Origin of the sequence: Falsiroseomonas bella (genome assembly GCF_003173615.1) — a bacterium.
Classification (GTDB): Bacteria; Pseudomonadota; Alphaproteobacteria; order Acetobacterales; family Acetobacteraceae; genus Falsiroseomonas; species Falsiroseomonas bella.
On sequence record NZ_QGNA01000001.1, the window covers coordinates 871,263 to 890,220 of the forward strand.

General features: G+C 71.1%; 20 protein-coding genes. 17 read left to right on the plus strand and 3 right to left on the minus strand.

The window, feature by feature from the left end; genetic code table 11:
* Positions 1-7 precede the first annotated feature (7 nt).
* The 8 genes from DFH01_RS04030 (at position 8) to DFH01_RS04065 (ending at position 7,371) form a co-directional block, all read left to right on the plus strand.
* The gene (locus tag DFH01_RS04030) at positions 8-1,675 is read left to right on the plus strand and encodes a thiamine pyrophosphate-binding protein (protein ID WP_109869080.1); all 1,668 of its coding nucleotides are present in this window, start codon (positions 8-10) and stop codon (positions 1,673-1,675) included.
* On the plus strand, positions 1,672-2,487 hold the full coding sequence (locus DFH01_RS04035; protein ID WP_109869081.1) for an aspartate dehydrogenase: 816 nt from the start codon (positions 1,672-1,674) through the stop codon (positions 2,485-2,487). Before DFH01_RS04030 ends, DFH01_RS04035 begins: the two co-directional genes overlap by 4 nt.
* On the plus strand, positions 2,487-3,461 hold the full coding sequence (locus DFH01_RS04040; protein WP_233255950.1) for a PDR/VanB family oxidoreductase: 975 nt from the start codon (positions 2,487-2,489) through the stop codon (positions 3,459-3,461). Before DFH01_RS04035 ends, DFH01_RS04040 begins: the two co-directional genes overlap by 1 nt.
* A gap of 15 nt (positions 3,462-3,476) precedes the next feature.
* Positions 3,477-3,704 carry a recombinase-like helix-turn-helix domain-containing protein gene (locus DFH01_RS04045; RefSeq protein ID WP_109869082.1) on the plus strand — a complete coding sequence of 76 codons (228 nt, stop codon included), beginning with the start codon at positions 3,477-3,479 and terminating at the stop codon, positions 3,702-3,704.
* A gap of 4 nt (positions 3,705-3,708) precedes the next feature.
* Entirely contained in the window at positions 3,709-4,776 is a 1,068-nt protein-coding gene (locus DFH01_RS04050; protein WP_109869083.1) for an aromatic ring-hydroxylating dioxygenase subunit alpha, read from the plus strand.
* Positions 4,773-5,912: an FAD-dependent monooxygenase gene (locus tag DFH01_RS04055; RefSeq protein WP_109869084.1), complete on the plus strand. Its 1,140-nt coding sequence runs from the start codon at positions 4,773-4,775 to the stop codon at positions 5,910-5,912. Before DFH01_RS04050 ends, DFH01_RS04055 begins: the two co-directional genes overlap by 4 nt.
* 25 nt (positions 5,913-5,937) lie before the next feature.
* Entirely contained in the window at positions 5,938-6,888 is a 951-nt protein-coding gene (locus DFH01_RS04060) for a VOC family protein (RefSeq protein WP_109869085.1), read from the plus strand.
* A gap of 126 nt (positions 6,889-7,014) precedes the next feature.
* Positions 7,015-7,371 carry a hypothetical protein gene (locus tag DFH01_RS04065; protein ID WP_109869086.1) on the plus strand — a complete coding sequence of 119 codons (357 nt, stop codon included), beginning with the start codon at positions 7,015-7,017 and terminating at the stop codon, positions 7,369-7,371.
* Between the two features lie 129 nt (positions 7,372-7,500).
* Here the strand turns inward: DFH01_RS04065 and DFH01_RS04070 are convergent, their stop codons facing one another.
* Positions 7,501-8,454 (minus strand): cupin domain-containing protein, encoded by a 954-nt coding sequence (locus DFH01_RS04070; protein ID WP_109869087.1) that lies wholly within the window; start codon positions 8,452-8,454, stop codon positions 7,501-7,503.
* A 73-nt stretch (positions 8,455-8,527) separates the two neighbouring features.
* On the opposite strand from DFH01_RS04070, the gene DFH01_RS04075 reads away from it, so the two are divergent.
* Positions 8,528-9,322, plus strand: coding sequence for an IclR family transcriptional regulator (locus DFH01_RS04075; protein WP_109869088.1), 795 nt, complete (start codon positions 8,528-8,530; stop codon positions 9,320-9,322).
* Between the two features lie 56 nt (positions 9,323-9,378).
* Positions 9,379-9,744, plus strand: a complete 366-nt coding sequence (locus tag DFH01_RS04080) for a hypothetical protein (RefSeq protein WP_109869089.1) — start codon at positions 9,379-9,381, stop codon at positions 9,742-9,744.
* On the opposite strand, the gene DFH01_RS04085 is transcribed toward DFH01_RS04080, so the two are convergent.
* Positions 9,741-10,127, minus strand: coding sequence for an SPW repeat domain-containing protein (locus tag DFH01_RS04085; RefSeq protein ID WP_109869090.1), 387 nt, complete (start codon positions 10,125-10,127; stop codon positions 9,741-9,743). The two genes, DFH01_RS04080 and DFH01_RS04085, sit on opposite strands and share 4 nt — an antisense overlap.
* A 160-nt stretch (positions 10,128-10,287) precedes the next feature.
* On the opposite strand from DFH01_RS04085, the gene DFH01_RS04090 reads away from it, so the two are divergent.
* Positions 10,288-11,880, plus strand: a complete 1,593-nt coding sequence (locus DFH01_RS04090; RefSeq protein WP_158287611.1) for an ABC transporter substrate-binding protein — start codon at positions 10,288-10,290, stop codon at positions 11,878-11,880.
* A 135-nt stretch (positions 11,881-12,015) separates the two neighbouring features.
* On the opposite strand, the gene DFH01_RS04095 is transcribed toward DFH01_RS04090, so the two are convergent.
* A complete protein-coding gene (locus DFH01_RS04095) occupies positions 12,016-12,846 on the minus strand; it encodes an HpcH/HpaI aldolase/citrate lyase family protein (protein ID WP_109869092.1) in 831 nt (276 codons plus the stop codon).
* A gap of 157 nt (positions 12,847-13,003) precedes the next feature.
* Here DFH01_RS04095 and DFH01_RS04100 point away from each other — a divergent pair, with 157 nt between their 5' ends.
* From DFH01_RS04100 to DFH01_RS04125, 6 genes are all read left to right on the plus strand, one after another.
* Positions 13,004-13,567, plus strand: a complete 564-nt coding sequence (locus DFH01_RS04100) for a GbsR/MarR family transcriptional regulator (protein WP_109869916.1) — start codon at positions 13,004-13,006, stop codon at positions 13,565-13,567.
* A 6-nt stretch (positions 13,568-13,573) separates the two neighbouring features.
* Complete coding sequence (locus tag DFH01_RS04105) at positions 13,574-14,911, plus strand: cytochrome ubiquinol oxidase subunit I (protein WP_109869093.1); 1,338 nt, start codon at positions 13,574-13,576, stop codon at positions 14,909-14,911.
* Position 14,912: 1 nt separating this feature from the next.
* Positions 14,913-15,926, plus strand: coding sequence for a cytochrome d ubiquinol oxidase subunit II (locus tag DFH01_RS04110; RefSeq protein WP_109869094.1), 1,014 nt, complete (start codon positions 14,913-14,915; stop codon positions 15,924-15,926).
* A 153-nt stretch (positions 15,927-16,079) separates the two neighbouring features.
* Positions 16,080-16,628 (plus strand): ribosome maturation factor RimP, encoded by a 549-nt coding sequence (rimP, locus tag DFH01_RS04115; RefSeq protein WP_109869095.1) that lies wholly within the window; start codon positions 16,080-16,082, stop codon positions 16,626-16,628.
* A gap of 1 nt (position 16,629) precedes the next feature.
* Positions 16,630-18,225: a transcription termination factor NusA gene (nusA, locus tag DFH01_RS04120; protein WP_109869096.1), complete on the plus strand. Its 1,596-nt coding sequence runs from the start codon at positions 16,630-16,632 to the stop codon at positions 18,223-18,225.
* Complete coding sequence (locus DFH01_RS04125) at positions 18,182-18,946, plus strand: RNA-binding protein (RefSeq protein ID WP_109869097.1); 765 nt, start codon at positions 18,182-18,184, stop codon at positions 18,944-18,946. Before nusA ends, DFH01_RS04125 begins: the two co-directional genes overlap by 44 nt.
* Positions 18,947-18,958 lie beyond the last annotated feature (12 nt).

Here is an 18,958-nt window from a genome sequence, read left to right on the forward strand (position 1 = left end):
CGGTTCGATGGACGCCATCGTGGACACGACGCTGGAACAGCCGGTCGGTGACCTCATCGCCGGGGCGCTGGCCGATCTGGGCGTGACGCATGCCTTCGGCGTGATCTCGATCCACAACATGCCGATACTGGACGCGATCGCGCGGCAGGGGCGCATCCGCTTCGTGCCGGCGCGCGGCGAGGCCGGCGCGATGAACATGGCGGATGCCTTCGCGCGCGTGACGCGCGGGCTTGGCGTGTGCATCACCTCCACCGGCACGGCGGCGGGCAATGCGGCGGGCGCGCAGGTGGAGGCGCTGACGGCGGGCAGCCCGGTGCTGCACATCACCACGCAGATCGACCGCCCCTTCATGGACCGGGACCGCGCCGCGATCCATGACGTGCCGCGGCAACCGGACATGCTCCGCGCCATCAGCAAGCAGGTGGTGCGCGTGTGGGAGCCGCACCAGGCGGTGGATGCGCTGCTGGCGGCCGCGCAGGCTGCGCTGAGCGCGCCGAGCGGGCCGGTCTCGCTGGAGATTCCGGTGGATGTGCAGCGGGTGCCGTTGCGCGGGCGCGCGACGCCGGCGCGGATCGCGCCGCAAGGCGTCGTGCCCGATCCGCGTCTGCTCGATGAGCTGGCGGAGCGGATGCTGCGCGCGGAGCGGCCGATGCTGTGGCTCGGCGGCGGGGCGCGCGGCGCGGCGGAAGCGGCGACGGCGCTGGTGGAGCGCGGCATCGGCGCGGTCACCAGCACCAATGGGCGCGCGGTGGTGCCGGAAGGGCATCGCTGGAGCCTCGGCGCCTTCAACATGACGCCGGATGCGCAGGCGGTGTACGACGCCGCCGACCTGATGCTGGTGGTGGGCTCGCGCCTGCGCGGCAACGAGACGCGCAACAACGCGATGCGCCTGCCGCCGCTGCTGCAGGCCGATGCGGACGCGACGCAGGCGGGGCGCAACTATCCCGTGGAACTCTTCGTCAGCGGCGATGCGCGGCTGGTATTGGAGGGCCTGTTGGCGCGGCTGCCGGCGAAGCTGGCGACCGACGTCGCGTTCCTCGATTCTATCGGCACCGCACGTGCCAAGGGCGAGGCCGCGCTGCGCAGGATGATTGGGCCCTACAGCGCGGTGGCGGAGGCGATCTCGGCGCGCGTCGCGGAAGGCAGGCCCTGGGTGCGGGACGTGACGATCTCCAACTCCACCTTCGGCAACCGCTTTGTGCGGCTGGCGGCGCCGGAATACGGCGTGCATGCGCTGGGCGGCGGCATCGGGCAGGGCATCGCGATGGGGATCGGCGCGGGGCTTGCCGCGAAGGGCAAGGCCGTCGTGCTGGTGGGCGACGGGGCTGCGCAACTCTCGCTCGGCGAACTGGCGACGGGGGTGGAGAGCGGCACGGACGCGGTCTTCGTGCTGATGAACGACCGCGGCTATGGCGTGATCCGCAACATCCAGGACGCGCAGTATGGCGGGCGGCAGCACTACGCCTCGATCCTGACGCCCGATTTTTCCCTCGTCTGCCAGGCGGTCGGCCTGGCGCATGCGCGCATATCGCGCGCCGAGGACTTCGCGGCAGCGCTGGACGCGGCGCTGGACGCGCCCGGGCCGCGCATGATCGAGGTGGACATGGTCGCGATCGGGCCCTTCGCCGAAAATTTTGCGGGCCCGCCGGCCGGGGCAGCGGGGTCGGTGCGATGAAGCTGGGCCTGATCGGCGCGGGCGGCATGGCCGCGACCATGCTGGAGGCGATCGCCGCGCATGAGCCGCGGCTGCTGGATCATCTGGCGGTGTTGGTGCGCGACCGCGCGAAGGGCGAGGCGCTGGTCGCGGCGCAGGGCAGCTGCGCGCGCGTGACCAGCGTGCATACGGAGATCGAGGATTTCCTGCACAGCGGCGCGGGCGTGGTTTGCGAATGCGCGGGGCATGGAGCGGTGCGCGAGCATGGCGCGGCGGTGCTGAAGGCGGGGCGCGACCTGGTGATCGCCTCCACCGGCGCGCTGGCGGACGCATCGCTGCTGGAGGCGCTGAAGGCCGCGGCGGTGCAGGGCGGCGCGCAGATGCTGCTGCCGGCGGGGGCCGTGGGCGGCATCGATGCATTGGCCGCGGCGCGGCTTCTTGGCACGCCGCGCGTGACCTATATCGGCCGAAAGCCGCCGCGCGCCTGGAAGGGCACGAAGGCGGAAGCGCTGGTGGCGCTGGATGCCTTGACGGAGGCGACGACCTTCTACGAGGGCGCGGCGCGGGACGCCGCGCGCGACTTCCCGCAGAACGCGAATGTCGCCGCGACCATTGCGCTCGCCGGCGTCGGGTTCGAGGCGACGCGGGTGCGGCTGGTGGCGGATCCCACCATCTCCGCCAATGTGCATGAGCTGGAAGTGGAGAGCGACGCGGTGCGCTTCAGCATCCGGCTGGTCGGCGTGCCCTCGCGCAGCAATCCGAAGACGTCGCTGACGGCGGGGCTCAGCATGGCGCGGGCGGTGCTGAACCGCGATGCGGTGGTGGTGGTGTGATGGCGGACGCGCTCCCCCATGCGATGAGCGCGGCCGTCACCGGGCGGCGGGTGCTGCGCGTCAAGCGCATGACGTGGGAATCGCCGGGCGTCGTCTCGCTCGATCTGGTTGCGGCGGATGGCTCGGCGCTGCCGGCCTGGGAGCCGGGCGCGCATATCGATCTCCACCTGGCTGGCGCGCCGGTGCGGCAATACTCGCTGTGCGGCGATCCGGCGCGGCGCGACACCTGGCGCGTGGCGGTGCGGGAGGTGCCGGGCGGGCGTGTCTCCGGCCTCGTGCACAAGGCACTGCGGCCGGGCGCGCTGATCGAGGCGGAGGGGCCGCGCAACAATTTTTTGTTCGTTGCCGCACCTCGATATCTGTTCATCGCTGGCGGCATCGGCATCACGCCGATCCTGCCGATGCTGCGCGCCGCCAGGCTGGCCGGCGCGCAGGCGATGCTGCTGTTCTGCGCGCGCAGCGCGGCGGACGCACCGTTCCTGGCGGAGGCGCGCGAGTTCGCGGAGGTCGTCACGCATTGCGCGGATGACGGCACGCGGCTGGACGTGGCGGCGCGGCTTGCCACGCCGGAGGCGGACACGCTGGTCTATTGCTGCGGGCCGGAGCGGCTGATGAATGCGGTGGAGCAGGCGACCGCCGCCTGGCCCGAGGGCAGCGTCCGCTTCGAATGGTTCACGCCGCGCAGCCGGCCGGAGGGCGAGGGCGCGGACGCCTTCGAGGTGGTCTGCGCGCAATCGGGGCTGACGCTGAAGGTGGCGCCCGGTGTCTCCGTGCTGCAGGCGCTGCGCGAGGCGGGGCTTGATCGGCCGTCCTCCTGCGAGCAGGGCGTCTGCGGCACCTGCGAATGCCGCGTGCTGGAAGGCGAGGTGGATCATCGCGATTCGATCCTCTCCGCCTCCGAGCGCGCGGCGAACGACGTGATGATGACCTGCGTGTCGCGCGCGAAGGGCGCGCGGCTCGTGCTGGATATCTGAACAGGGAGCAGGATCATGGCGACCTACCGCTTCCCCTATCTCGATCCCCACCAGTCCCGAACGCGCGAGCCGACGGATTGGGAGATGGCGCTGGCCGGCGCGATCGAGCAGGCCTTCGGCAACGGGCATCACGAGCTGCCGGCGCTGGTCGCGGCGCTCAATGCCTCCCGCGTGCGGCCGCGCGACGGCGGCGCCTGGACCGAGGAGAGTTTCTGCGCATTGATGCGCGAGCTGGGGAGGTAGGGCCATGAGCACCGTGCTGGAACGCCCCGCCGCGGGGCTCGCGACGCCGACCGACAAGGAGGTGCAGGGCGCGCTCGCCACAGGCTTGCGGAACCGCTGGTACCCGGTGCTGCCGTCGCGCTTCGTGGAGACCGGGGGCCGCCCGGTCGGACTGACGCGGCTGGGCGAGAAGATCGTGCTGTGGCGGGATGTGCAGGGGGCGATCCATGTGCAGACGGATCGCTGCCCGCACCGCGCCGTGCCGCTCTCCCGCGGGATGAATGAGGGTGACCGGCTGCGCTGCGCCTATCACGGCGTGGAGGTGGGGCCGGACGGCACGGTGCTGTCCGTGCCGGGCCAGCCAGGCTGCCCGCTGGAAGGGCGCAAGGCGGTGAAGACGTTTCCCACCGTGGAATGCGCCGACGCGATCTGGGTGTGGTTCGGCGATGCGCTGCATGAGGAAGCGGCGCCGTTCAACCCGCCGGAACAGCTCGCCGGCGGCGAATGGGGCAGCTTCTGCTGCTATGCGGACTGGAACGCTTCCTGGCGCTACATCTACGACAACCTGATGGACCCGATGCACGGGACCTTCCTGCACGCCAATTCCCATACGATGTACCAGGGCGACACGCAGGCGACCTTCGTCACGCGCGACACGCCGAAGGGCTTCGTCTTCGAGAAGGCAGGCCAGCGCGACGTGAACTTCGACTGGTCGGAATTCCTGGACGATGGCGCGCTGTATGTGCGGCTCGAGATTCCCTATCCGAAGACGGGCGGGCCGGGCGGGAACTTCGGCATCGTCTCCGTCATCACGCCGATCGACGAGACGAACTCCGCCTGCTTCTTCTTCCGCGTGCGCAAGGTGCAGGGCTGGCAGCGCGACGTGTGGCGATTCCTGTATCGCACGAAGCTCGAGCCGCGGCACTGGCATGTGCTGGAGCAGGACCGCGAGATGATGGATGGCTGCGGGCTCGGGCTGGAGCGGCACGAGATGCTCTACCAGCACGACGCCGGGCTGATCCGGCTGCGGCGCTATCTCGCGAAGGAGGCGCGCGGACAGCTTGTCGCACTGAGGGAAGCCGGGAAGGCATGAGCACCATCGCAATCCTCGGCGGCGGCATCGGCGGACTCGTCGCGGCCATTGCGCTGCGCAAGGCCGGGCGCGAGGTGACGGTGTTCGAGCAGGCCTCGCGCTTCTCGCGCGTCGGCGCGGACATCAACCTCACGCCCAATGCCGTGCGCGCGCTGGACGGGCTCGGCCTCGACGCGGCGCTGCGGCAGACCGCGGCGCGGCCGCGCTTCCGCATCAGCCGCATGTGGGACAGCGGCGCCGAGACCTCGCGCCTGCCGATGGCCGAGGAGGCGGAGCGCAAATACGGCGCGCCGCAGCTCACGCTGCATCGCGCGGACCTGCTCTCGGCGCTGGAATCGGCGCTGCCGGAGGATGCGATCCAGCTCGGCCGGCGCGCCGTGGAGGTGGCGGATGAAGCCGACCACGCCACGATCCGCTTTGCCGACGGGCGGGAGGAACGCGTGCAGGCGCTGGTGGGCGCCGACGGCATCCATTCCGTCGCGCGCACCGCGCTGCATGGCGTGGAGCATCCGCGCTTCACCGGCGTCGTCGCCTTCCGCGCGGTGGTGCCGGCGGCGAAGCTTTCGGGGCTGCCCAACCTCGACAGCTTCACCAAATGGTGGGGTCCGAATCCGCAGAGCCAGATTGTCACCTTCCCGCTGAACCGCGGCGAGGACATCTTCATCTTCGCGACCATCGGCCAGGAGAGCTGGCGGCACGAAGGCTGGACGCAGCCCGGCAGCGTGGAGGAGCTGCGCGACCTCTACGCCGACTACCACCCGGAAGCGCGGGCGCTGCTGGATGCCTGCGATGCGGTGCTGAAGACCGCGCTGTGGGAACGCGACCCCCTGCCCTTCTGGTCGCGCGGGCACATCACCTTGCTCGGCGATGCGGCGCATCCGATGCTGCCCTTCATGGCCCAGGGTGCCTGCCAGGCGGTGGAGGACGGCGTGGCGCTGGCGCGCTGCGTGCAGGCGGCGAACGACCTGCCGGGCGCCTTCGCCGCCTATGAGCGCATGCGCCTGGCGCGCACCGCGCGCATCCAGATCGGCTCGCGCCAGAACACCTGGCTGCGCGAAGGCGGCAATGCCGACTGGGTCTATGGCTACGATGCCTGGGCGGCGCCGCTCGGCGAGCCGGCCGCCATGGCGGATTGACGCGAGGGAGTTGGGGAGGATTCCGATGGGCTTCTCGGGGGTGGATGCGGTCGTGTTCGGCGTCGCCGACATGGCGGAGGCGCAGCGCTTCTGCGACGATTGGGGCCTGCACCAACTGCATGTGGATGCCGACCGCGCCGTGTACGAGACGCGCGACGGCGGCGAGGTGATCCTGCGGCCGAAGGATGCGCCGGACCTGCCGCCGGCGATCGAGCCGGGCAACACGCTGCGCGAGGTGATCTGGGGTGCGCCGGATGCGGGTGCGCTGAAGGATTCGCTCGACCGTCTCAGCGCCGCCGGCGCGCTGGTGCCCGGGCCGGACGGTCTGCCGCGCGCGCATGATCCGAACGGCCTGCGTCTGGCGTTCCGCGTCAGTCGCCGCCGGTCCGTCAAGGTGACGCCGACGCCGGCGAATGCGCCGGGCAATCCGGCGCGGATCGACCGCCGCTCGCCGGTGCATGAGCGGGCGGAGCCGATCAAGCTGGGGCACATCGTGCTGTTCGCGGCGGATTTCGCGGCGATGCGCGCCTTCTACGTGGATACGATGGGTTTCATCGTGTCGGACGAGTATCCGGGCCACGGCGTCTTCCTGCGCTGCCGCCGGCGCGGCGAGCACCACAACCTGTTCATCCTCAACCGTCCCGGCAAGCCGGGCGTCAACCACGTGGCCTTCACGCTGACCGACGTGCATGAGGTGATCGGCGGCGGGATCGCGATGGCGAAGAAGGGCTGGAAGACCGAGATCGGGCCGGGCCGGCATCCGATCTCCTCGGCCTATTTCTGGTATTTCCACAACCCGCTTGGCCCGCCGCTGGAATACTACGCGGACGACGACTACTGCACCGAGGCTTGGCAGGCGCAGGAATGGACGCGCAAGCCGGAGCTGTTTGCCGAATGGGCGATCGCGGGCGGCATCGACGGCACGACGCGGCGGCAGATCGTGGCGGTGGACAATAGCGGGCGCGGGCATGCGTGACGGGCGCGCATGCATGCTGCCGCATGCATGCCCTCAGACGGCGGCGCGTCGCCTCCGCGTCGCTTGGCTACGCCGCACTTGCGGCGGCGCGCATTCGCGCGCTCGGCCTCCTGCGGAGGCCGCCTCGTGAGGTCCGAACTGCGCCGGATCGTCGCGGCGGAGGCGCAGCGGCGGCGCAGCGGGCGCTGCCCGGCGGTGCTGCATGCGCTCGGCACCGGCGAATCCTTCGCCTTCGTGGCACGCGAGGACGGGTTCGTGGATGCGGCGAGCGGGATGGCGGTGCGGGCGGAGGCGGATCGCATCCTGCTGCCGGACGGCACGGCGATCCTGTTCGCGCTGGATGGGGATGTGGGCTTTGCGGGCTGCGATCCGGTCTCGCGCGAGCGTTTCACGGGGCGCGGCGCGGCGGGGGCGTCGGTGACGATCTATGACGTGCGGGGGGACCACTTCCAGTATGCGACGCTGGAGTGGGAAACGGCGTGAGGCGGGCGTCGGTGGCGCGCGCGTGAGGTAGCGACGCGCGGGCCCCCACCCCATCCCTCCCCCGCACTGCGGGGGAGGGAGCCTCGGAGCGGGGAGGGAGGCACTGGGCGGGGGAGGGAGCCGCGGGCGTTACGCCGCTTCGAACCTGACGCTCTCGGGCTCGGCGTTGCCCACCACGCACCAGGCGGTGCAGGGGCCGATGCCGGTGTTGCGGAACCAGTGCCTGCGGCCGGCGGGATTCAGCACGAGGTCGCGCGGGCCGAGCTCCATCTCGACCGTCTCGCCATTCTCCTCCCAGCCGACGACCAGGCTGCCTTCCAGCACCATCAGCGCGTCCTCGACGGCGCGCACATAGGGGCGGACGCCGGCGCCGGCGGGGATGCCGTACATCTCCTTGCGGCAGGTCTCGCTCTCCACGCCGCCGGGACCGACATAGACGCGGCGCTGGAAGCCGGCGGCCTCATGGATCGGCGCCTGCTCGGCGTGGCGAATGACGCAGCGGGCCATCTGCTGCTGCAGCGGATGGTCGCCCGCGGGATCGAAGGGGATGGTCTTGCCGGGGGCGGCGCCGAAGCTGTGGGCGAGGGCGGGATCCGTGCCGAGCTTCGGGTGATAGAGGTAGCGCGGCGGCAGCGGCTTGCCGACATCCACGCTGATGCTCATCAGCACCGGCTCGATCCCGTCGTTGCGGAAGCCGTGGCCGACATCGCGGGCGTTCAGGATCATGTCCTTCGGGCCGAGCTTCACCTCGCAGACCTCGCCGTCGCGCTCCCAGCCGACCGTCAGCACACCGGCGATGACGAGGAAGGATTCCTCGATCTCATGGGCGTGGCAGGCGGCGTAGTTGCCGACGGGCTTGTGGATGAGGCTGACGGTGAAGTGCTCGGGCGCAAGGGTGCCGGGCTCGCCAACCTTCGGGCTGCCGCCGGCGCCGACATAGCGCATCTGCGCGCGGGCGAGCTCGGGATAGCCGCGGTTGGAGGGGAAGGCGTCCCAGTCGAAGCTCTTCTGGGTGTGGCGGACCACGTTGCCGCGCAGCGCGGCGGCGAGCGGGCTGGGCGCGGGCTTCGTCATCACGTTCATGGCGCGTCTCCTCGGGTCGCGTTGTCCTGGCTTTCCATAGCGTCAGGCCGCCGGGACGCGTAGGCTGCGTTTCATGGGCAAAACACCCATCGGGAAGACGCCGGCCGATGCGCAGGACCGCTACCTGGTGCCCGGCCTGGTGCGCGGGATGGAGGTGCTCGCCGCCTTCACGCCCGAGACGCCGCGGCTGACCCAGGGGGAGATCGCCGCGGCGATCGGCGTCACGCGATCGGCGATCTTCCGCGTGGTCTACACGCTGACGGAGCTGGGCTTCCTGCTGCACGACCCGGCCAGCGGCCGCTATGCGCTGGGGCCGGCGCTGCTGCGGCTGGGGCATGGCGTGCTGCCGGCGCGCGACGTGATCGGCGTGGCGCTGCCGGAGCTCGAGGCGCTGCGCGACGCCACCGGCTGGTCCGCGCATCTCGGCGTGCTGGAGGGAACGGAGGTCGTCTATCTGCTGCGCGTGCCGGCGCGGCGGGGGATGCGCAGCATCGTCCATGTCGGCTCCCGCCTGCCGGCGCACGCCACCGCGATGGGGCGCGTGCTGCTGGCCGGGCTTGAGGAGGCAGCGCTGGCGGATATGGCGCAGCAGGCCCCGCCGCGACGGCTGCCGCTGCCGAGCTTCGCGGTGCTGGCGCGCCAGGCCCGGGCGGATCGCGCGCGCGGGCATGTGATGCAGCTCGGCAGCTTCGAGGCGGGCATCGCCTCCGTCGCGGCGCCGCTGCGCGACGCGGCGGGCAGGGTCGTCGCCGCGATCAACCTCTCGGCGCGGCTGGCGGAAGCGCCGGAGCCGCGGCGGCGCGCGGCGCGGGATGCGCTGCTGGCCGCTTCGGTCACGATCTCGCGGAGGCTGGGCTGGGTGGGCTGAGCGGCAGCCGAAGCAGCCGCCGCGCGTTGCCTCGGCGGATGCGAGGAGGATGCGCCATGGCCCGCCGGAACGAACTGCCCCGCCACGACGACCCGACCGAGATCGATCCGCGGCCGCAGCCCGCTGCGCAGCGCGGCCCCGGCGCCACGGCGGCGCAGCTCAAGCAGGACATCACGGCCGGCGCGGCGGGCGACAAGGTCGCGGTGTTCGATCCGGGCGTGGCGAATCTGGGGACGGGGGCGGAGGCCGCCGGAACGCCCACCTCGCCCGAGATGCTGCAGCGCGATCGCGAGATGCAGCGCATGGCGGATGCGCCGCACGGCGATCCCGGGCGGCGCATGGGGCTCGGCAAGGGGCCGATGCTGGCGGCGGCGCTGGCGGCGCTGGTGGCGCTCGGCATCGCCTTCGCCATGCTCGGCTAGAATTCGTGGTACTTGTCCGCGACGCCGTGCGCGACGGTGCTCGGCACGGTGCGGGTGAAGAGCGCGGCGCCGATCTCGAACAGGCCGACGATCAGGTGCGGCCAGAACACCCACTCGGCGAAGCCGAACAACCAGGGCGAGATGGCCAGCAGCAACCCCGAGGCGATGTCCAGGAACAGGTGGACGCGCATCGGGATGATGCGCATGGCGGCGTATTCGTAGTCCGTGAACAGCGCGTAGAGGATCAGCGCGACGCCGAGCGCCTGCGGCACCCATTGTGCCGCGCCGCCATCGGCGAAGCCGAGGATGTAGGGCAGCAGGATGAGGAGGGCCGCGGTGAGGTAGTCCAGCGCGCCATGGGCGCGGGTGGAGATGAATCGCATCTCGGCCTTCCTGTGCGAGGGGTGCGTCGTCGTCGCGGCAACGCGCTCGGCACCGCGGCGGTTTGGTCCCGTCGGCAAGATCACGCCATGCCCCCTCGACTTGCCACCCGGTGCCGCGGCGCGGATGATCGCCCTCGTTCAAGCAAAGGGAGGCAAGCCCATGAAGAGATCCGAATTCCTCCGCGCCGTCGCGGCGACGGGCATCGCAGCGGCGGGCGGGCTGCCCGCGGTGGCGCGTGCGCAATCGGCGGATGCGGACACGTTGCGCGCGGGCGTGAAGCTCAGCCCGACCTCGATGGATCCGCATTTCCGCCTCTCGGGCGAGCAGAACCTGCTGCGGGCGCTGCATGCGCGCCTGGTCGGCATGACGCCGGACGGCAAGCCGGAGCCCGGCGTGGCGGAGAGCTGGCAGCCGGTGGAGGACGGGCGCGCCTGGGATTTCCGGGTGCGCGCGAATGCGAAGTTCAGCGATGGCAGCCCGATCACGGCGGAGGACGTCGCCTACAGCATCGCGCGGGTGCCGACGATCACCGGCTCGCCCGGTGCCTACCACATCTTCGTCCGTGCGATCACGCGCACCGAGGTGCGCGATGCGCGCACGATCCGCATCCATACGGCCGAGCCCTACCCCTTCATGGTGGAGGACATGACCGAGGTCGCGGTGCTGTCGAGGTCGCTCGGGCCCGACCTGAAGACCGCGGACTTCAACGCGAAGGAGGTGAAGGTCTTCTCCGGCCCCTACACGCTCGAGGATTTCCGCTTCGGCGAGTTCATGGCGATGCGGCGCAACCCGCACTGGTTCGGCACGCGGCCGGATTTCGAGCGGGCGCAGCTGAAGTTCATCTCCACCGATTCCAGCCGCGTGGCGGCGCTGCTGGCGGGCGACGTGCAGGCGATCGACGAGCTGCCGGTGGCGGACGTGCCGCGGCTGCGGCGCGACGCCGCGCTGAACGTCACGCAGATCGCGGGCATGCGCGTGATGTACGTGGCGATGGACATGGACCGCGACGCCAGCCCCTTCCTGCGCGACAGCAACGGCCAGCCGCTGACGCGCAACCCGCTGAAGGATGCGCGGGTGCGCCAGGCGCTGTCGCTGGCGATCAACCGCCAGGCGATCGTGGACCGGGTGATGGACGGCACGGCGGCCGTCGCTTCCAACCTGCTGCCGGAGGGGACGCCGGGCACCTCCTCCGCGCTCGGCGTGACGCCCTTCGATCCCGACCGCGCGCGGCGGCTGCTGGCGGAAGCCGGGTATCCGAACGGCTTCCAGGCGACCATCCACGCCACCAACGACCGCTACCCGAACGACGAGAAGGTGGCGCAGGCGATCGCGCAGATGTGGAGCCGCATCGGCGTGCGGACCGAGGTGATCACCATGCCGAACGCGACCTATTTCGCGGCGGCGTCGCGGCAGACCTTCAGCATCATGGCGGCGCAGTACGGCGCGGACAATGTCAGCTACGCCTATCGCGCGCTGGTGCATACCTTCGACCGCGAGCGGGGGCTCGGCACCGCGAACCGCACGCGCCATTCCAGCCCGCGCGCCGATGCGCTGGTGGCGCAGGCGCTGACCGAGATGGACGAGACGAAGCGGAACGCGCTGCTGGCGCAGGCGGCGGATGTCGCGATCGGGGAGGAGGCGATCATCCACATGATCTACCACCCGGCGTATCTCTATGCGGCGCGCAAGCCGCTGCGGGTGACGCCCTACTACAACGGGGCGTTCCTGCCGCAGGCGGTGAAGAAGGGCTGAGGGGCGCGGGGCGCGGCGATTGGCAGGTCGGTCGCGCCCCCACCCCGACCAGCCTGCGTAGGCGGCGGCAGCCCGCCGCAACTCCGGCCTCCGACGCCTTTGGCGTCGAAGCCCCCGCATAGCGGGGGAGGGAGTCTAGCGGGCCCTTGCCAGGACGCGCTGGGCGGCGCGGAGGACGGGGAGGTCCACCATCTTGCCGTCCACCACGCAGACACCGCCCGCGGCGGCGTCCATCGCGGCGACGATGCGGTGCGCCCAATCGACCTGCGCTGCGCTCGGCGTCAGCACGGCCTGGATCGGAGCGACCTGCTTCGGATGGATCGCGAGCTTCGCGGTGAAGCCCAGCGCCTGGATGCGGCGCGTCTCCTCCGCCAGGCCCGCCTCGTCGGCGATGTCGAGGAAGGGCACGTCCAGCACGGCGCGGCCGCCGCGCGCCGCCGCCGCGACCAGCGCGGCGCGGTGCGGCAGCAGCGGCTCCCACGCCACCGCGCAGCCGAGATCGGCGGAGAGGTCCACGCCGCCGAAGCCGAGGGCGGCACAGCCTTCCTCCATGGCGATGGCGCCGGCGCGCGCCAGGCCCTCCGCGCTTTCGATCAATGCGATGATATGGGGGGGGCGGGGGGCGCGGGCGAAGGCGCGGCGGACGATGCGCAGCTCCTCCGGCGCCTCGACCTTGGGCAGCATCAGGAAGTCGGGCGCGGCGGCGCCGATCAGCGCGGCGAGGTCGGCGATGCCCTCGGGCGTCGGCAGCGGGTTCATGCGGACCCCCAGCGCGACCCCTGAAGGCGGCGCGGGGCGGTCCAGCACCGCGGCGCGGGCCGAAGCCTTCTCGCCGGGCGGGACCGCGTCCTCGAGGTCGATGACGACGGCGTCGGCGCCGGTGGCGAGCGCCTTGGCGAAGCGGTCCGGCCGGTGGCCGGGCACGAAGAGGACGGAGCGGGCGAGGGCGATGTCGGGCGTGCTCATGCCCTGCTGAGTGCCAGAGTTGCGCCGCCGGCGCAGCCCCCGCCCGGTGGCGCGACAATTCCCACCTTGACATGGTTGGGGCAGGGCTTAACTGGACTTTCAGAAATTTCTGAAATCCGTGACCCGCAACGAAAGCGGGCCGAGCGACCGGGACATCATGCAGCTACCCCCCCTGATCCAGGCCTTCGTGCTGCATTTCGGCGAGATGGGCAGCCGCTGGGGCATCAACCGCACGGTCGGGCAGATCTACGCGCTGCTCTATGTCTCGCCGGAGCCGCTGAACGCCGACCAGATCGTGGAGGCGCTCGGCGTCTCGCGCTCCAACGTGTCGATGGGGCTGCGCGAATTGCAGGCCTGGAACCTGGTGAAGGTGCGGCACATCCCGGATGACCGGCGCGACCATTTCGCGACGCCCGGCGATGTGTGGGAGATCCTGCGCGTGCTGGCGGAGGAGCGGAAGAAGCGGGAGGTGGACCCCACCCTCTCCGTCCTGCGCGAATTGCTGATGCAGGCGCCGGCGAGCGAGGCGGAGCGCCACGCGCAGGCGCGCATGGCCGAGATGCACGGGCTGATCGAGCAGCTGACCAACTGGTACGAGGACGTGAAGAAGCTGGAGACGGAGCGGCTGGCGCAGCTGCTGGCGCTCGGCTCGCGCGTCGCACGCCTGGTGGAGGCGACGGACAAGGTCGTCTCGCTCGGCCGCCGCAAGAGGAAGGAGTAGACGGCCGTGGACGCCTTGCTTCTCGCCCGCATCCAGTTCGCGGCCAACATCTCCTTCCACATCCTGTTCCCGACCATCACCATCGCGCTCGGCTGGGTGCTGCTGTTCTTCAAGCTGCGCTTCAACGCCACGCGCGACGAGAAGTGGATGGACGCCTACCGCTTCTGGGTGAAGGTGTTCGCGCTGTCCTTCGCGCTCGGCGTGGTCTCCGGCATCACCATGAGCTTCCAGTTCGGCACCAACTGGCCGGGCTTCATGGAGAAGGTGGGCAACGTGGCGGGGCCGCTGCTGGCCTATGAGGTGCTGACCGCCTTCTTCCTGGAGGCGACCTTCCTGGGCATCATGCTGTTCGGCTTCCGGCGCGTGCCGGGCTGGGTGCATACCGCGGCCACATTCCTCGTCGCCTTCGGCACGACGATGAGCGCCTTCTGGATCCTGGTGCTGAATTCCTGGATGCACACGCCGGCGGGCTTCGAGCTGCGCGACGGCGTGGTGCATGCGACCGACTGGTGGGCGATCGTCTTCTCGCCCTCCATGCCGTATCGGCTGGCGCATATGCTGATCGCCTCGGGGCTGACCTGCGCCTTCCTGATCGCGGGCATCTCCGCGTGGCGCTGGCTGCGCGGGGATCGCGCGCCGGCGGTGCAGGCGGCGCTGCGCACCGGCGTGGTGATGGCGGCGGTGCTGGCGCCGACGCAGCTCTTCGTCGGCGACATGCACGGGCTGAACACGCTGCAGCACCAGCCGGCGAAGGTCGCGGCAATGGAGGGGCATTGGCACACCGGCGGCAACGTGCCGCTGATCCTGTTCGCCATCCCGGACGAGGAGACGCGGTCGAACCGCTTCGAGATCGCGATTCCCAACGGCGCCAGCCTGATCCTGACGCACAGCCTGGATGGCGTGGTGCCCGGCCTCGATCAGTTCGAGGGCAAGCATCCGCCGGTGGCGCCGGTGTTCTTCGCCTTCCGCATCATGGTCGGCGTCGGCATGCTGATGATCGCCTTCGGCCTCGCCGCCGCCTGGTTTCTGTGGCGGCGCGGCACGCTGCCGACGCTGCTGCTGCGCGGGCTGGTCGTGATGACCTTCGCCGGCTGGGTGGCGACGCTGGCCGGTTGGTACGTGACGGAGATCGGCCGCCAGCCTTGGCTGGTGACGGGCGTGCTGACCACGGCGGACGCGGTGGGGCCCGTCGGCCCGGCGGCGGTCGCCTCCACGCTGGTGATGTATCTGGTGCTCTACGTGCTGCTGCTGGCGGCCTACATCGCCACGCTGTATCGCCTGGCCGCCAAGGGGCGCGTGGTGGAGCATCTGCCGGGCAACCAGCCCTTGCCGGCGAGCGCGTGATATGACGCCCTTCCTGCCTGCGGACGACCTCGCGCTCGTCTTCGCCGCGCTGATGGCGCTGTCCATCCTGGCCTATGTCGTGCTGGACGGCTTCGATCTCGGTGTCGGGCTGCTGATGCAGGCCACGCCGGAGGAGCGGGAGCGCGACCGGATGGTCGCCTCCATCGGGCCCTTCTGGGACGCGAACGAGACCTGGCTGGTGCTGGGCGTCGGGCTGTTGCTGGTCGCCTTCCCCACCGCGCATGGCATGGTGCTGACCGCGCTCTATTTGCCCATCGCGCTGATGCTGGTTGGGCTCACGATGCGCGGCGTGGCCTTCGAGTTCCGCGCCAAGGCGGCGACGCCGCTGCACAAGCGGCGCTGGGACCACGCCTTCATCGGCGGCTCGGCGCTCGCCGCGCTGACGCAGGGCTGGATGCTCGGGCGTTATGTGCTCGGCTTCGACCCGAGCGCGCGGGCGCTCGGCTTCGCCGCACTCTCGGCGCTCGGCGTCGCGGCGGCCTATGCCTTCATCGGCGCCTGCTGGCTGATCTGGCGCACGGAGGGTCCGCTGCAGCAGCGCGCGGTGCTCTGGGCGCGGCGCACGCTCTGGGTGGTGGCGGCCGGCATCGTCGGCGTGTCCATCGCCACGCCGCTCGCCTCGCCGCGGATCATGGCGCGCTGGTTCGAGATGCCGAATTTTCTGCTGTTGGCGCCGCTGCCGCTGGCCACCGCCGCGCTCGTGGTCGGGCTGCACGCGCTGCTGCGGCACATGCCGCTGCCAGGCGATGCGCTGCGGCGCGTGCCCTTCTGGGCGGCGGTCGGGCTGTTCTGCCTCTCCTTCGCGGGCCTCGCCTGGTCGTTCTTTCCTTATGTGGTCCCGGAGCGGCTGACGCTGTTCCAGGCGGCGAGCGCGCCCGAGAGCCTCACGCTGATCCTGGTGGGCGCGCTGTTCGTGCTGCCGGTGATCCTGCTCTACACGGTGCTGGCCTGGCGGATCTTCGGGGGCAAGGCAATGGACCTCCGCTACGACTGATCGCCACGCCCCTTGTGCGTCGGGGCTGGCCGCGCTATCTGGACATCACAAAGCTTTCCGCCTTGCACGGAGGGTGGCCCGAAAGGGCCGCCCTTTTTGTTTGGCCCCTCTTTGCCCAGCGCGGCCTCTTGCCGCCCCGAGTGCCCCGGACCCATGGACCCGACCCCCGCCCCGCCGCCGCCGGATGACGACCTGCCCCAGCATGAGGGGCTGGAGGCGCGGATCGCGGCCGCCATCGTGCCAAGCCTGCGCCAGATGGGCTACGAGCTGGTGCGCGTGCAGGTCAGCGGGAAGGAACGCCCGGTCGTGCAGATCATGGCCGACCGCGCCGACCAGGCCCCCTTCCGGGTCGAGGATTGCGAGGCCATCAGCCATGTGATCGGCGCCGTTCTCGACGTGGAGGACCCCATCCGCGGCGAGTGGACGCTGGAGGTCTCCTCCGCCGGGATCGACCGGCCCTTGACGCGGGTCAAGGACTGGAACCGCTACGCCGGCCATGTTGCGACCGTCGAGCTGGTCGTGCCGCAGAACGGGCGCAAGCGCTTTCGGGGCGTCGCGCTGGGTGCTGACGCGGCCACCGCCCGGTTGCGGCTGGAGGACGGGACGGAAGAAAGCTTCCCGCGCGGGAACATCCGCAAGGCGAAGCTGGTGCTCACCGATGAACTGATCGCCGCCACGGCGGCCGAACCCAGGGAACACTGACATGGCCCTCGACGTCGCCATTGCACGCCCCGAACTGCTGCAGGTCGCCGACGCCGTCGCGCGCGAGAAGATGATCGAGCGCGAGGAGGTGCTGGAGGCGATGGAGCAGGCCATCCAGAAGGCCGGCCGCGCCAAATACGGGCACGAGAAGGACATCCGCGCCGTCATCGACCGCAAGTCGGGCGAGGTGAAGCTCTCCCGCTGGACGGAGGTGGTGGAGGCGGAGCCGGTGGAGAACGAGGCCACCCAGATCCCCCTGCGCATCGCGCAGAAGATCCGCCCCGGCATCGCGACGGGGGAGTTCATCGTGGACCCGCTGCCGCCGATCGATTTCGGCCGCATCGCCGCGCAGACCGCCAAGCAGGTGATCGTGCAGCGCGTGCGCGAGGTGGAGCGGTCCAAGCAGTTCCACGAGTACAAGGACCGCGTCGGCGAGATCATCAACGGCATCGTCAAGCGCACCGAGTACGGCAACCTGATGGTGGATCTCGGCCGCGCCGAGGCGCTGCTGCGCCGCGACGAGACGATCCCGCGCGAGGCCTTCAAGAACGGCGACCGCGTCCGCGCCTATATCTACGACGTGCGCGAGGAGCCGCGCGGGCCGCAGATCTTTCTGTCCCGGACGCATCCTGGCTTTCTCGCCAAGCTCTTCGCGCAGGAAGTGCCGGAGATCTATGACGGCATCATCGAGATCAAGGCGGTGGCGCGCGATCCGGGCAGCCGCGCCAAGATGGCGGTGATCAGCCGCGACAGCTCCATCGACCCGGTCGGCGCTTGCGTCGGCATGCGGGGCAGCCGCGTGCAGGCGGTGGTGCAGGAACTGCAGGGCGAGAAGATCGACATCATCAACTGGTCGCCCGACAGCGCGACCTTCATCGTGAATGCGCTGGCGCCGGCCGAGGTGACGAAGGTCGTGCTGGACGAGGATGGCCGCCGCTGCGAGGTGGTGGTGCCGGACGACCAGCTCAGCCTCGCCATCGGCCGCCGCGGCCAGAATGTGCGCCTTGCGTCGCAGCTGACGCGCTACGATATCGACATCCTGACCGAGGCCGAGGAATCCGAGCGCCGGCAGGAGGATTTCCGCAAGCGCAGCGGCCTCTTCGTCGAGGGCCTGGACGTGGACGACGTGATCGCCGGCCTGCTGGTGACCGAGGGCTTCGGCTCGATCGAGGAGGTCGTCGCGGTCGAGGACGAGGAACTGGCCGGCATCGAGGGCTTCGACGAGAACATCGCAGCCGAGCTCAAGCGCCGCGCCTCCGCCTTCCTCGAGAAGCGCGACGCCGAGCTGGATGAGAAGCGCCGCGAGATGGGGGTGGAGGACACGGTCGCCGAGGTCGGCGGCTTCTCGCCCCAGATGCTGGTGCAGCTCGGCGAGAAGGGCGTGAAGACGCTCGAGGACCTGGCGGACCTCGCCGGCGACGAGCTGGTGGAGATCCTGGGCGCCGAGACGGTGGACGAAGAGAGCGCCAACGCGATCATCATGGCGGCCCGCCAGTCCGCCGGCTGGTTCGGCGACGAGCCGCTGGAAGAGGCGGGCGAGGAAGCGGCCGAGGATGGGGCCGGAAACGAGGAGACGGACGACGAGCGCGCCGGCTGAACTGCTGCCCGACACGCTGCCCGACAGCGAGGCGGATGAGCCGGAACGCGGGCCGTTCCGGCGCTGCCTCGTCACGCGCGAGCGCCAGGCGAAGGAGGCGATGGTCCGCTTCGTGCTGGGCCCAGACAGGAAAGTGATCCCGGATCTGGCGGAACGGCTGCCGGGGCGGGGAATGTGGTTGAGCGCCAAGGCCGATGTGATAGAACAGGCTGCGCGCCGCGGGGCCTTTGCGAAGGCCACCCGCGGCGAGGCGCTTGTGCCCCCCGACCTTCGCGCGACGATCGAGGATGGCCTGCGGGGGCGCATCCGGGACCTTGTCGGCTTCGCGCGGCGCGCGGGGCAGGCGGTCAGCGGGTGGCAGGCAGCCCGGGAATGGCTGCAGGCCGGCCGCGCCGGTCTGCTGGTGCAGGCGGCGGATGGCAGCCCGGCCGAGAAGGCCAGGCTGGTCGGCCACCGCCCGGTGCCGGTGGTGGCGCCGCTCGATGCGGGCGCGCTGGGCGCGGTCTTCGGCCGGGACCGGGCCGTGCACGTCGCCATCGCCCGCGGGCGGCTGGCGGAGAGGATCGCGGCGGAAGCCGCGAGGCTGGAAGGGGTCACCCTTCCCTCGGGAACCGCGCCCTCGCGCGGGTCCCGCAAGCCGGGCAGGGACCCGGCGGATGATCGCGCCCGACCGGACGCGAGCGACGACGGCCGCGATGGCGCGACCGGCGGACAGGTTTGATTGGAAGAGATC